Below are 12,827 nucleotides of genomic sequence, written 5' to 3'. Positions count from 1 at the left end.
CTTGATGCAGGAATTGATGCTGCCAAGCCGGCAGCCGGAGGTGCGGCGCCTAGTTGTTCAGAACACAGCGGCCTTTCTTCTGCTGAAAATTCTTGTTGCACTCCCAACGGTTACCCGTCCTGGCAAGATGTGCATTTTCCGGCAGTTCAATCAGGATACAGTGGTCACCAGACACTGCGTAGCCGCGCTCGCATTTCCACTGCCGGCCATAAGCCGACGCATTCAGGAAGGCGTGTTCTGGAACTTCGATAACTGCGCAGGCGCCGCCTTTAGCTTCGAAACCGCGGTCGCAAAGCCAGCTTGGCCCGTGTGTGCTGTTGGTCAGATAGGCGTCAGGCGGCAGAACTATTTTCTGGCAGAAATCGTCGATCTTTCTATAACCGCGCAGGCAGTTCCACCGAGTTCCTGAGGGGGCAAGATACCCGCCTTCGGGCACAAACACTTTAGCACAGGACGCCCCTTCGGCCTCAATGAACCCGTGTGAGCATTCCCACCCGGGACCATAGCTTCTGTGTGTGGGGTAGGCATTTTGCGGAACAACGACGGCTATGCAGGCGCTGCCGACCACCCGGTAAGACCGGTTGCATTCCCAGCCATCACCGTAACTGCTTTTATGTGCATTCTCTGGCACTGGAAGAGCAACCGTCTCTGAAAATGCAGGTTGAATAAAGGCTGCCAGCAGACCGAACACCACAACAAGGCGTTTGATCATTGAGTGCAGAAAACGTCTTAATTCCATCACCCGGCTGAAGTTCTCCGCGTTGGCGCGAAGAAGCGGTATTGGTGGAAGAAGATTACGATGCATCTAATTCCAGCCCGGCCAGACAAGCCTGCGCCAGATCACGGTTTGGCGTTTCAGCGCCCGGAACTGTTGCCCAGCCCGTTGCAATAACCGCGTCCCGGCGTTTGAAGGACATCGTTTCCTGGATTGACGCCAGCTTGGCGATCCGGTCGGTGTCTGTTTTGGCCATGTTGACGCACACTGGCACCAAGGCTGCAATCAGTTCGTCATGGGATCTGGTGCTCGCCATTGCCTCTGCATGACCTCCTGTCACCCAGCCGCCCCAGGAAAAACCGGCAATAGTAATAGAAACCGCGCCAATCAAGGCACCGTAAACGCCGGGTCTCAGCCATTCGGGATAAGTCATTTCTAGTCCTCCTGCGGAGAAAGCGCCGCCTCGCTATGATTGCAATTATGTGTGGAATCCGCTGTCGCGGTTCAGCGCCGTTTCCAAATCCTTCTGAGTGATCAGGCGCAGTTCGGTCCGCCCCGCGCGGCCGCCCCTGCCATGGACCAGCAGGTAGGTTGCTGTGGTTCGGTAAGCTTCGAAGCTGAGCCCCTGAATAAGCTCCTCTTCCACGATAACTTCGTACCCACCCGAAGGAAGTTCGTCAGCGTAGCCAGCTAAGGCAAACGGATGGGAAAACGTCACCATCAGTCTGGACGACCGTGTGTTCATCCTGTTTCTCATTGATGTCCTGTATGGCGGCTGCTTGCAGCTGCTGCCGCGGGGCGCCTCGTAACCTGTTGCGCGAGATCACGGCAGCGCTGAGTGTCATCGAGACTTTAAGCTGAAAGGAATGGTCACGTGCTGATCGATGTTAGCGCCTGACGGTTTTCCAGCTTGGGCGGTTCCAGGTGTGGTTTTGATCAACCGGAGAGGCGGGTGCTTTACAGCCGCTGCTCTGTGCCCGGGTATAGGGCTCTCTGAAGCCATAGGATGATCTGGTGCCTGGCCCCAATCGGCCGCGTCTTTCGCTGACGGAGAAAGCCTGATCCCTGACAAGCCTCCGCAACGCAGCGCCGCTAGCTAACCTAGGTCAGTGCGCACTGATTGGGATCCAGCTAAGCATCTCGGACTGGCCATGCATTTGCCAGCGGGGGTATTACGAGTGCCAAGAAGCGCCGAGGATGTGCCGGCCTAATTTGGCTCTGCGTGCAGTTCGCGCTTCTTTTTCCGCGGGCGCCAAGGAAAGGACAATCGAATGACACCTGAAACAAGAGAGCTGTCCATAAAGCTGGCCTCTGTGAGAGCTGCCTGCGAAAGGGCTCCTGCCGGGCCGCAGAAAGATACTGCCTGGAAGCATTACCGGCTGGCCGAGCTGGCGCAGAGCGAGGAAAACGATGCTGAAATGTACAAGGAGCTTGATGCGGCAAAACTAGCCCTCGTGTAACCTTCCTATTCCGGACCGATTTTCCGGCCGCCCAGGTTTCACCCGAGGGCGGCCGCTTCATTTCAGAAGCGGTCCAGCCTGATCCAGATACGCCGGATCGAAATCCGCCAGTGTCACCAGGCGGTCAAAACTGCCGAACTTCACATAACCGTCGCGGAAAGTGACCAGGTCTCGTTCCCGCAGTTGGCGCAGCACACGATTCACATGGACTGCGGTCAGTCCCAGCGCGTCGGCCAGATGGTATTGCGTTAACGGGCAGGCGTAGCCCGCCTTGCTTCCCATCCCGACGAGAGCCAGCCTCGCACCAAGTTCCAGCAGGAAATGCGCCATTCGGGCATCCGCATCACGGCGCCCAAGCCCCACAAGATGCTCCACCACCATTGCTTCGTCCCGGGACGCGGCCCACAGTATGGCTGCCGCCAGCCTTGGGGTATCGGCAAATGCCCCAAGAAGGTCTTCTGCCAAAACTTCAGCAGCTTCGATCTCCACGATAGGTTCAATGCTATGGTCAGAGGTGCGCAGAAGAACGCTGCGCAATCCCAGGAAATCACCCGGTATCTGGAAGTCAACGATCTGGCGCGATCCCTCCTGCTGGATTTTATAGGAGCAAGCCCAGCCGGAGGACAGAATATAGGCAGCTTGTTCCGGCTGCCCCTGATGCACAAGATCGCTCCCGGCAGCAAACGTTCTGCGGCGCTGGTGCAAACGCTCCAGCACGGCAAGCTCACCTTCTGACAATACGGCAAAAGCTGATAGCTTTCTGGTAAACGGGCTATTTTTGATGGCGTTCATGGCCCCCCCGGACAGACGCAGCATTTCGGAACGTCCCCAGGACAGGGCTGCTCTCGATCAGTCCAGCATACTCCGTTTTCTGCAAAGATGCCCTTGATCACCAGTCTGCCACATTGGCTTGATATGCAATGCAAGAAAGGAAAATGCAGGATGCCTGAGTATTCCGACAAGGCTGGAATGGCCGCCCTATCAATTTGCGAGGCGCTGCTGCTTGCCATGAATGACCTCCAAGTGATGCCGGAGCATGAAATCACCGGTATCCTCCGTGACGCTGCAGCCTCACATGAAAACGCTGCCGGTACGGATGCAGAAGTCGCAGCTCACAAGGCAGCAGCCGCTCTGATCAATCAGATCATCGCCAACGGAAACTCTGTCCGGCGGCCGTGATCGCGGTTCCCGGCAAGCGGCGCGAAGGGTTGAAATCGGGAAGCGATCAATGCTTTGCAAAGCCCGCTTCCTGCGCAGCCCTGCCGCTCGGGCCAGGCGCTGCATTCGGCGCTTTGGGTTCGACCCGCCAATTTTCCGCAAACAGCACGAGTAGCTGGTCCGGGGCGAGTCGCCTTTAGTTGCGCCCAGCACTAACTGAAGTTGAGCGGTAAAAACTGCCCGGCACCGAAGGTGCAGCCTGGGCGTCTCCAGTGCCCCTAACCGACTTCTAACTTACGCGGCCAATCTGTTTTGCGCCCCTCGCAGAAGCAGACCAATGATGTCGGTACGCGTGAGAATACCTGCCAGGCGGCCATCCTTCGGTACCGGCAAGCAACCGCCCCAGATCTGCCACGCCGATGTTGGCAGATTGATGGAAGCGCTCCAGCAACTCCTCCAGCTCGTCATTGCTGAGACCCACGCGGACCTCTTGCGGCTGCACAGGCGTCTCTAAGGATTGGCCAAACGGGTACATCCGGCCTGTGACCCAGTTAATCAGAACACCCGTCAGGACTAAAGCGGCCATCAGAAGGTCAACTGGTACGATCGCAAAGGCAAAACCTGCATCAAGGACCGGCTCCGGTTCCAGTCCCGCCACCAAGGGATTTGCCCCGTCCGGAGGATGCAGGGCCCGCGCGATCATCATTGCGAAGATCGCTGCGGCCACAGCCAATGCCGGTTGCCTGGGCATGGGCACGGTTTTGCAAGACTGCAACCGTTGCCGCGGCGGAAACAACATTGCCGCAGATTGCCGACCAGGGCTGCGCCAGCGGGGAATTTTGGACGGTGTAGATTAAAACCGCGGAGGCGCCCAAGGCGGCGAGCAGGCGCATTGGAACCCCTGCGATTTCCGGCCAGACAAGCGCGAACAACGCGCAAACACAAATCCCGGTGGCGGCACCCGTCGCCACGCGAGGGTTTTCCGTATCTGTGCTGGCGGCAGTACCGGTGAGAGATGGCGCAAGAGATTTGACTTCAGCTGCATGGCTCCGCCTGCCCGGAAATGAACCACCCGCCGGTAAACTGCGCACAAAACAGGCGCTATGAAAACGTTTTATCGCCCGGCAACTCTTCGGTGGCTCATGGTTCGGCACACAAATGTTCTTCCAGCCTTGCAGCATCCCTTACGCCATTGCAGGAAGCCACGGTTACCCAGAACCTCAGGCAGAAAGAAGACATAGTAAGCCGCGTTTCGTCCTTGTTTTCCTGCTCACTAACCGGGTGTGTCTTGCAGTTGGCAGGCCAAACGGGGACGGCGTCGCAAATTTCAGCCACTCCCTGCAATTAGCGTCCTGCCTAGCCCCTGGTCACTGCCCTTGCCTAGTTTGGGTTCCCTGGCCGGTTCACGGCGGATTACGGGTTATCTGCCGCCTCCGACAATGTCAGCAACGGAACCAGATCCGCCTTGTTTCTGATCAGATCGGCGACGGTGCTGCGGTCGAGGACACTCAGAAACGCATTGACCGCTTCAGCAAAGACCCCTCGAAGCCCGCATTGGGGCAGGATCAGACATTCTCCGCAATTAGCAACTTCGAAGCTTTCTTTCATGCTTCGTACGACTTGCCCCACATTGATTTCGCTGGCGGCCTGTCCGAGCTTGATGCCGCCGTAGCGGCCGCGAACGCTCATGACGCAGCCTTGCCGGACCAGCTCGCTGACGATCTTCATCAAAGAGCTGTGCGACAGACGGTAGATGCGGTTCAATGTCTCAATCGAGTGCAGCTCTTCGGGTTTGGACGCCAGAAAAATAAGAATTCTCAACGCGTAATCAGTTGTCAGGTTCAGCTTCATCCGGGGCTCCGATCACGCTTTTAATATTCATTTGGATTGCATCTTTCAAAGCTGCAATCATACATGCAACCAGCCTGAATGTTTCATGCAGTGAAACTCACGAAGCAGGCCGCAGGCTTGCCAACCGACAAATCAGGAGCGTGCAATGGCACACCACTCAGCCAAACCACCATCGACACCGTAAAGGCGACTGTTCCGGCGCTGGCGCAGCATGGGCGCGAGATCGTAGCAGAAATGTACGACAGGCTGCTGGCCGATCCTGAAATCCGCACACTGCTCAACCAGTCGCACCAGAACGGCGCCTCCCCCAGCGCGCAGCATTGACCAACGCGATCCTGGCCTACGCCCAGAACATCGAAAACCTTCCGGCGATGGCGTCGGCGGTGGAGCGTATTGCAAACAAGCATGTGGGCCTGCAAATCGAACCCCGCCACTATGATCATGTCGTCAGCGCCCTGTTGGCCGCGATCAAGGCGGTTCTCAAAGAGGCGGCGACCGAGGAAGTGATCCGCGCCTGGGGCGAAGCATATTGGTTCCTGGCCAACATCCTGATTGGCCGCGAAGAGCAGCTTTACCAGTACAGAACGCAGCATCCTGCACATTGGGCTCTCACCAAGATTCCGCCGCCACTAGGCCGAACCTCGGCTTTTGGGACGCGGGTGGCAGCACATCACCGAAAACGTCGCTGGATCAACCCCGCGACCACCTCTAGTTGGGCCGGTCGCGCCTAGCCGGGCGATCTGGAGCCCGTGGATGCTGCAGCGCATTCGAGGTCAGCATTGAGCCCAATGTATGTACCGGCTGCTGTTCGCAAGTGATCAATCGCATGTCTTCTGGAAGCCGCTGATATGCATCCGGTCTTTGTATCGGCTTCATTGTTTGCCGTGGCCCTGTTGGGAGTGCGCACGCGCCGCTGTCTCATTACTTGCCAGATCATTGATGACCATTTGGACTCTCAGACTTTGGGTGCGTCTTAATTCCGTTCCATGCAGTTGAGGTTTACGAACGTTGTTTGCGGCATTGGCCTGATCAGACCGCAGCCGCTATCTCTTGTCCTTTCCAATCAAAGTCCTTGCCGGAGCTGAGGACGCTCCAGGCGATCCGGGCGAGCTTGTTGGCCAGTGCCGCACCAAGTTTGTTGTGCTGCATCCGCATTAACGCTGCTTCCAGCCACGGACCAAAGCTGAACTTGTGCCAGTTCTTGGGGCGCATCATGATGACCTGTGCGGCCTGCACAAAGAGCATGCGCAGATAACGACTGCCCCGTTTTGTGATGTCCCCAATATCGTGCGCCCGCCGGTGCTGCTTTGCCTCGGGACCAATCCGGGCCAGGCTGCAAAGTCGCGTCCCCGGTCATAGGCCTCGCCCTCGCCAACGGCAGCAGCCATCGCCGTTGAGATCAACGGGCCAAATACCTGGGATCGTCATAAGCCGCTGGCAACCCGGCTCAGTTTCGCTGACCTCCTTGATTTCAGCCGTGGTCATCTCGATCCGTTTGCCCAGCCAGATCCAGCCCTGCCGGAGAGGGCAAACTCGCCAGCTTGATTTGGGAACTGAGTTTTCGGTCATGAGCCCAGAAGAGTTGCCGGTGAAGCACAAGGCTCCACCGGCGAGACACTAGCGCATCATCAGACTTTCACTTGGTCCTTGGCGATGGCATGGTAGATTACGCCGCCCAGGATTGCGCCGATCACCCAGTTGAAGCCGGACAAGACTGCGAACCAAGGGACCCAAACGGTTGCGACCGAGAACACCGCCGCCACGCCGAACGCCTTAACTGCACGACCGTTCCAGCCGTTGTCAAAGTGATAGATGCCGCCTTCCATGTTGTAGAGATCGGCTTCGCTCAGCTGCTCTTTGCGGTGCAGATAGTAGTCGACAATCATGATCCCAAAGATCGGGGCGAGCACGGCACCGAGCGTATTGACGAAGCCGCTGATCCCGAACTGGCTGATGAAGCTGTTCCAGAACCCACCGATCACCAGGGCAAAGATCGATGTGATCAAGCCGGCCTTTCGAAAACTGATCTTTTCTGGCGCCAAGTTGGCAATGCCATTTACTGCGGGGATGAAATTGGCCACCAGGTTGATGCCAACCGTAGCGGCGAAGAAGGTGATCGCCGCGATAACGCCCAGCAGCACGCTGTCCGTGCGCTCGACGATTTCTGTGGGGTTGATGATTTCTTCACCAAACACCACAGCTGCGCCGCCAGTGGTCAAAAGCGCAAGTGCCGAGAACAGAATCATGTTGAAGGGCAGACCGGCAAGGTTGCCCAGCTTCATCGTCCGATTGTCCTTAGCATAGCGCGAGAAGTCGCTGAAGTTGATCATGACCGCGGCGAAATAGGCCACCATTGTGCCGACGATGGCGGTGAAGCCTTTGAACTCTGTCCAGAACGTACCCTCGGGATTAGCAAAGATCGACGCAGTTGCCGAAAGAAGCTGACCGTCGGAGCGCTGCCAAAGCACGATCACCAAGCCGATCATCACCAGATAGACGAAAGGACCGGCGATGTTCAGGAAGGTCTCGACCCAGTTCATGCCTCGCCAGAAAATGACGATGTGGAAGCCCCAGACAATGAGGAAGGAAATCCAGTCGATGCCCGTCAGACCGAGGATTTCCACCCCGCCACTTGCGCCGGTGATTGAGCGGATCAGGAGAGCCACCGCCGTCGAGGCAAAGTAAACCTGAACTCCGTACCAGAACACGGCAACCGTTGCCCGAAGTATGGCCGGAAGCTTTGCGCCCTGGGTTCCCAGGCTGGCGCGCGCGAAGACAGGGTAGGGAATGCCGTATTTTTCACCAGCGGCACCAGACAAGTTGACCATCCACATGACAAAAAGCCCGGCAGTGATCAGCGCCGCAAACGCAGTCCAGCCGCCGACACCAAACGAGATGAACAGCGACGCGACAAGTGAATAGCCGAACAGCGATTGCACGTCGTTTGCCCAGATGTTGAAGATCGCGAACCATCCCCAGGTTTTTTCGTCAGCGCCGACTGGGTTAAGGGCGTTGCCCTCTGGGTCTAACGTGCCACCGTGGGCGACATTCGATTGATCTATAGAAGCCATGCTTTCCTCCCCGAAGCCACCCGACAAGCGGCCCTTTTATCCTGTTAAACATCGAGCGAAATTAATCTTGCATCTAACATTTTAGAAGATATGTTATCTAGCAGGCTATATGAAAATCCAGGTAACACCTTATGGTTTTGGTTGATAATACCACATCGGGGCGTCAATGACTCAATCAGGCGGCGTTCAGCTTCTGGCGGAAAAAGCTCAGCAGGAGCTCTGGCACGCGCTGCGGACCGGCAAATTGCGCGACGGGCAGTTCCTGTCCATGTCGCAACTTGTCCAAATTCTCGACTGCCCGATCGCCGCTGTCCGCGAGGCGGTGAAACAGGCCAGTTCGCACGGCCTGCTGGCCACGTTGCCGAAACGAGGCGTGCAAGTAATGGAAGCGCGTCCGGAGATCATCCGGAATTGCCTGGATTTCCGGATGGTTCTGGATCAGGAGGGAGCGCGCCGGCGGATCGCCGGCAGTACGTTATCAGGCTTGAAGGACTTGCGGGTGCAGCACAATGCAATGCTAGACACCGCACGGGCTGAACTGGGAAGCAGTCTTCCTCCGAAGGCTATCGAAGTCGATCTGTCGCTGCACAATTTCCTTGCCGAGGGCCTCGACAACTCGCAGCTAACGGCCAGCTATGAAGCCAACCGGATGCGGATCTCAATTATCCAAAATGCGCGCCCGTTTCTTCAAAACCGGATCGTATCAGCCATGGAAGAGCATCTTACGATCATTGAAGCTCTGGAAAGCCGTGACACTAAAGGCGCGGTCAACGCGATCCGATATCACTGCGAACAGACCCAGCGCTGGTGGGGCGTCGCCTGACATCCAATACGATTTGCCTGCCTATCTTAAGGTGCGGAAGAGTATCAATTGCACCCTCCAAATTTTCCGAGCGGACCTTCCAGACTGAACCGGGGAACGGCAACTTCGTCCGCGACCTGTGAGTTTCGCGTCTGATCTTCGCTGCGGCCAGCATGAATGACCGTTCCTTCCGCTGAGCGGCAGCACCGAGTTTCACGCGTATGCAGCATTTCTCGCGCTGCGTGCGCATGCAGCGAGAAATTCGAGTTTACAGGTTGGGCTCATGCCGCAAGTTCGCCGCGCCGGGCGTGAATGGCTGATCTCCGAGAAAGAGGCCGTTCACCTGGTCGGACTGGGACTGGCGGTGAGCCGGACTTCGTTGCCCTTGCCCTTCCAGGTGTTTGCTGAGGCAGCATTCGCTTGCAGGTGCGGCACGCTCCTCGCTGCGATGCAGCCGATGTCGCCGGACCGGTCATTCGAAGCCAGTCTGAGGCGTGAAACTCGAACCACCCTTTCGCTGCAGCCATGATCGATCATCGAGGGGCCGGACATTCCAGACATTCGCTGCAGTAGCGAGAAGTCTCCAACACTCAACTCTTTGTGGGATGTGAGGGGCAGGATGCTAATACTCGCTGCAAAAGTGCTATCCCCCAGGCACCGGTTTTTTGGCGGGCATTCAGGCTAGTCAAATCGCGCATCACCTTTCAAGAGGAGGCTAGGATAGATCTAAAAATACCTTGAAGGGGTTGAGCATAAGTTGGGGGTCAAACGTTGTCTTTAGCCGTCGCATGGCCGCAAGAGCTGGTGCGGGGCGGCTAAGCGGCAGCTGAGCGCGTTTTTCCAGTCCGATGCCGTGTTCTGCCGAAACCGTGGTGCCAGGGAACTGCTGCAGCACGCCGTAGATCGCACCGTCAATTGCGGCGTGGCTGGCGGGGTCAGGGGCGGGGCCCGCCATGATGTGCAGGTTGCCGTCGCCCATGTGGCCGAAGACATAGCAGCCGACACCCGGGCATTCCCGGGCGATCTGTTCTTGCAGCTGTTCGACATAGCCCGGGATATCGCTGAGGCAGAGGCCGACGTCATAGGACAGGCAGGGCCCCTTGCGGCTTTCAATCACGTCTGCGTCCTCGCGCAGTTGCCAAATGGTTCGGCGCTGGGATTCGGATTGGGCGGCGACACCGTCCAGCAGGATGCCGTTTTCGTAACATTGTGCCAGGAAGGCCGTGAGGGTGTCGTCCTGCCCTACATCGCCCCAATGACCTGTCTCAATCACTCCGTAGATGCCGCAATCTGGTGACACCAGGCCGGTGCCCAAATGTGTGGCGATTTGGGTGAAGAACTCCGGCCACATAGCTTCAAATGACAAGAGGCTGCCTCCAAAGACCTTACGGGCGCTGGCCAGCACTTGGAACAGATCTTCGGTTCCGGCGCAGCCGATCAGCGCAGTTTGCACCGAGGACGGGCGGCTGTGCAGGCGCAGGGTGAGTTTGGTGATGATGCCCAGCGTGCCTTCTGAGCCGATGAACAGCTGTTTCAGGTCATAGCCTGCGTTGTTCTTGAGCAGGGTGTTGCTGAGGTCAAGGAGCGTGCCGTCGGCCAGCACCGCCTCCAGCCCCAGGATGTTGTCCCGCGCCATGCCGTAACGGATCGCCTGGATCCCACCGGCATTAGTCGAGGCGATGCCGCCCAGGGTGCAGCTGCCGCGCGACGGCAGGTCGACACCGGGGGCGAGGCCGAGGGGCTCGGCGGCGTCGATTACCTGCTGCAGGGTGACGCCGGCCTCGGCGGTAACAACGCCTTGCACCGGGTCAAGATCCAGAATGCGGTTCATCTTTTCCAGTGATAAAGCCACCTGCCCGGATGCGGTGGCTGTGCCCTGAACCAGCCCGGTCAGCCCGCCTTGCGGAACAATGGTCAGCCCGTTGTCAGCGGCCAGCCGGCAAATCCCGCTGACTTCCTGCGCCGAACCCGGCGTGAGCAGCACGCCACCATCGTAGCTCGCGGCGCAATAGCCGGTGTTTCGCAGGGCGAGCCGCTCGCCGGTGATCACATTCTGGGCGCCGGTCACCAGGGTGAACAGCTCGGAAATCTGATTGATGTCCATCAGGGGTACCTTCGATTGTGCCGGTCTTAGCTGCCGGATTTGCCTTTGTGGTGCTCGTGCAGGGTCTTGGCGACAATGGCGATGGTGGTCAGCACCATCAGGATCACCGAAACTGCGGCGATGATCGGGTCCACGTTCAGGCGCAGCCCGTCCCAGATCCGTTTCGGCAAGGTGATCACGTCGATGCCGCTGACAAACAGGGTGACGGCGATCTCCTCCCAGGATAGCACCAGGCTAAGGAACCAGGCCGAGAACAGCCCAAATTTGAGGTTCGGCAGTACCACCCAAAAGGTGGTCTGCATCCGCGAGGCGCCGAGGTTGCGCGAAGCGAGCTCAAGCGACTTGTCGAGGCGCGAGGTAGCGGTCAGCATCACGATCACCGCAAAGGGCGTCACCATGATCACATGGGTCAGGATCAGCCCCGCATAGGTATCGATCAGGCCGATGCGCGCTTGCAGGAAGTAGATGATTACCGCCGAGACCACCGGAGGCACCGCCATTGGCAACAGCGCCAGCCCCACCAGCGCCCCGCCATAGCGCGGCTGGCGGAACCAAAGGCCCAAGGCAAAAGCGGTGGCTAGAACCGTGGCGATCACGCTGCTGGCCAGAGCCACCAGTACGCTGTCGGATATGCTTGCCAGCCAGGCCTCATCCGTCATCAGCGCCTGATAGTGGCGCAGGGACCAGTCGCCCTTTGGCAGAGACAGGAACCGCTTGGGGGTGAAGGAGACCGGGATCACAGCCATCAGCGGCATCAGCATGAAGAGGCCGGTGAGGACGGCGGCAAGTTTCAGCAGCCAGCCTTGCAGGTTCAGGGGCTTGCGCATCATTTGACCAGCCTTTCCGGACGGATGACCCTGAACAGCAGGCCCGCCATTGCCGCGACCACGGCCAGCACCCCGATGCTGAGCGCGGCGCCAAAGCCCCAGTTCGATGTCTGGAACATCTGGATGTAGATGTATTCCGCAATCATCACGATTTTGCCGCCACCGAGGATCGCCGGGGTGATGAAGAAGCCAAGGGCAAAGACAAAGACGATGATCACCGAGGCGAGGACGCCGGGAATGGTGAGCGGCAGGAACACGTTCCAGAAGGTGAAGGCGGGATTAGCGCCCATGCCGCGCGAGGCGAGGAGCACCCGTGAGTCAATCTGGCGCATCACCGAGGCAATCGGGAAAACCGCGAAGGGCACAAGGAAATGCACCATGCCCAGGATCACCGAAAGCTCGGTCCTGACCAGTGTGAGCGGCTCAGTAATGGCGCCAATGGACAGCAATGTTTCATTCAGAATGCCCTTGTTGCGCAGGATCACCACCCAGCCGAAGGCGCGGATCAGTACTGAGATCCAGAAGGGGATAAAGATGCAAAGCTCCATGAAAAGCTTGCGGGCGGGCGAGCCGAAGACCCAGTGGTAGGCCATAAGATAGGCAAGCAGAACCGAGATGCCGGTGACCAGAATGCAGACCCGCGCGGTGCGCAGCATTATGTTGAGCGCATCGGCGTCGGTCAGCATCCGCACATAGTTCTCCGCGCCCGGCTCGGGCCGAGAGACAGACCAGCCGAAGACGCCCAAGAGCGGCGCGAGATAGACCGCCAGGAACAGGGCGGGCAGCAGCCACATGGCTATGGTGTGTATATTGAGCCGTGCGGCCATCCTGCTGCCCCT

16 protein-coding genes and 1 pseudogene are annotated in these 12,827 nt (G+C 58.3%); 5 read left to right on the top strand and 12 right to left on the bottom strand.

The genetic code is table 11. The features are described from left to right. Positions 1-49: 49 nt before the first annotated feature. From K3724_RS05220 to K3724_RS05210, 3 genes are read right to left on the bottom strand one after another with little or no spacing between them, the layout of a single operon-like run. Positions 50-805 carry a hypothetical protein gene (locus K3724_RS05220; protein ID WP_259990718.1) on the bottom strand — a complete coding sequence of 252 codons (756 nt, stop codon included), beginning with the start codon at positions 803-805 and terminating at the stop codon, positions 50-52. Further along, entirely contained in the window at positions 795-1,148 is a 354-nt protein-coding gene (locus K3724_RS05215) for a hypothetical protein (RefSeq protein WP_259990716.1), read from the bottom strand. The genes K3724_RS05220 and K3724_RS05215 overlap by 11 nt, the downstream gene beginning before the upstream one ends. A 45-nt stretch (positions 1,149-1,193) precedes the next feature. Next, entirely contained in the window at positions 1,194-1,460 is a 267-nt protein-coding gene (locus tag K3724_RS05210; RefSeq protein WP_259990715.1) for a hypothetical protein, read from the bottom strand. A gap of 526 nt (positions 1,461-1,986) precedes the next feature. Between K3724_RS05210 and K3724_RS05205 the strand changes: the two genes are divergently transcribed. Next, a complete protein-coding gene (locus tag K3724_RS05205) occupies positions 1,987-2,175 on the top strand; it encodes a hypothetical protein (RefSeq protein ID WP_259990714.1) in 189 nt (62 codons plus the stop codon). Between the two features lie 57 nt (positions 2,176-2,232). Here the strand turns inward: K3724_RS05205 and K3724_RS05200 are convergent, their stop codons facing one another. Further along, positions 2,233-2,967, bottom strand: a complete 735-nt coding sequence (locus tag K3724_RS05200; protein WP_259990713.1) for a Crp/Fnr family transcriptional regulator — start codon at positions 2,965-2,967, stop codon at positions 2,233-2,235. Between the two features lie 150 nt (positions 2,968-3,117). On the opposite strand from K3724_RS05200, the gene K3724_RS05195 reads away from it, so the two are divergent. Next, complete coding sequence (locus K3724_RS05195; RefSeq protein WP_259992562.1) at positions 3,118-3,354, top strand: hypothetical protein; 237 nt, start codon at positions 3,118-3,120, stop codon at positions 3,352-3,354. Positions 3,355-3,622: 268 nt separating this feature from the next. Here K3724_RS05195 and K3724_RS05190 read toward each other — a convergent pair whose 3' ends face one another. From K3724_RS05190 to K3724_RS05185, 3 genes and pseudogenes are all read right to left on the bottom strand, one after another. After that, positions 3,623-4,084, bottom strand: a complete 462-nt coding sequence (locus K3724_RS05190) for an HPP family protein (protein ID WP_259990712.1) — start codon at positions 4,082-4,084, stop codon at positions 3,623-3,625. Positions 4,085-4,145: 61 nt separating this feature from the next. After that, positions 4,146-4,226 (bottom strand): annotated as a pseudogene (locus K3724_RS23950) (HPP family protein); the annotation flags it as partial. A 520-nt stretch (positions 4,227-4,746) separates the two neighbouring features. Beyond that, a complete protein-coding gene (locus K3724_RS05185; RefSeq protein WP_259990710.1) occupies positions 4,747-5,184 on the bottom strand; it encodes an Rrf2 family transcriptional regulator in 438 nt (145 codons plus the stop codon). Between the two features lie 78 nt (positions 5,185-5,262). Here K3724_RS05185 and K3724_RS05180 point away from each other — a divergent pair, with 78 nt between their 5' ends. Together K3724_RS05180 and K3724_RS05175 are read left to right on the top strand one after the other, a co-directional pair. Beyond that, the gene (locus K3724_RS05180; RefSeq protein WP_259990708.1) at positions 5,263-5,508 is read left to right on the top strand and encodes a hypothetical protein; all 246 of its coding nucleotides are present in this window, start codon (positions 5,263-5,265) and stop codon (positions 5,506-5,508) included. Further along, positions 5,505-5,915, top strand: coding sequence for a globin domain-containing protein (locus tag K3724_RS05175; RefSeq protein WP_259990706.1), 411 nt, complete (start codon positions 5,505-5,507; stop codon positions 5,913-5,915). Before K3724_RS05180 ends, K3724_RS05175 begins: the two co-directional genes overlap by 4 nt. A 298-nt stretch (positions 5,916-6,213) precedes the next feature. On the opposite strand, the gene K3724_RS23945 is transcribed toward K3724_RS05175, so the two are convergent. Continuing rightward, positions 6,214-6,399, bottom strand: a complete 186-nt coding sequence (locus K3724_RS23945; protein ID WP_409201398.1) for a hypothetical protein — start codon at positions 6,397-6,399, stop codon at positions 6,214-6,216. Positions 6,400-6,812: 413 nt separating this feature from the next. After that, the gene (locus tag K3724_RS05165) at positions 6,813-8,255 is read right to left on the bottom strand and encodes an NCS1 family nucleobase:cation symporter-1 (protein WP_259990704.1); all 1,443 of its coding nucleotides are present in this window, start codon (positions 8,253-8,255) and stop codon (positions 6,813-6,815) included. A gap of 166 nt (positions 8,256-8,421) precedes the next feature. Between K3724_RS05165 and K3724_RS05160 the strand changes: the two genes are divergently transcribed. Beyond that, a complete protein-coding gene (locus K3724_RS05160; protein WP_259990702.1) occupies positions 8,422-9,078 on the top strand; it encodes a GntR family transcriptional regulator in 657 nt (218 codons plus the stop codon). Between the two features lie 694 nt (positions 9,079-9,772). Here K3724_RS05160 and K3724_RS05155 read toward each other — a convergent pair. Genes K3724_RS05155 through K3724_RS05145 form a run of 3 tightly spaced genes read right to left on the bottom strand, consistent with a single transcriptional unit; the run spans position 9,773 to position 12,815 of the window. Then, positions 9,773-11,161: an FAD-binding oxidoreductase gene (locus K3724_RS05155; RefSeq protein WP_259990700.1), complete on the bottom strand. Its 1,389-nt coding sequence runs from the start codon at positions 11,159-11,161 to the stop codon at positions 9,773-9,775. A gap of 26 nt (positions 11,162-11,187) precedes the next feature. Next, a complete protein-coding gene (locus K3724_RS05150; protein WP_259990699.1) occupies positions 11,188-11,991 on the bottom strand; it encodes an ABC transporter permease in 804 nt (267 codons plus the stop codon). Beyond that, positions 11,988-12,815, bottom strand: coding sequence for an ABC transporter permease (locus K3724_RS05145; RefSeq protein WP_259990697.1), 828 nt, complete (start codon positions 12,813-12,815; stop codon positions 11,988-11,990). Before K3724_RS05145 ends, K3724_RS05150 begins: the two co-directional genes overlap by 4 nt. Positions 12,816-12,827: the final 12 nt, after the last annotated feature.

Source organism: Leisingera sp. M658 (genome assembly GCF_025144145.1).
Lineage (GTDB): Bacteria > Pseudomonadota > Alphaproteobacteria > Rhodobacterales > Rhodobacteraceae > Leisingera.
The sequence above is the reverse complement of the archived record's forward strand: the minus strand, read 5'-3'. Positions and strand labels throughout refer to the sequence as shown.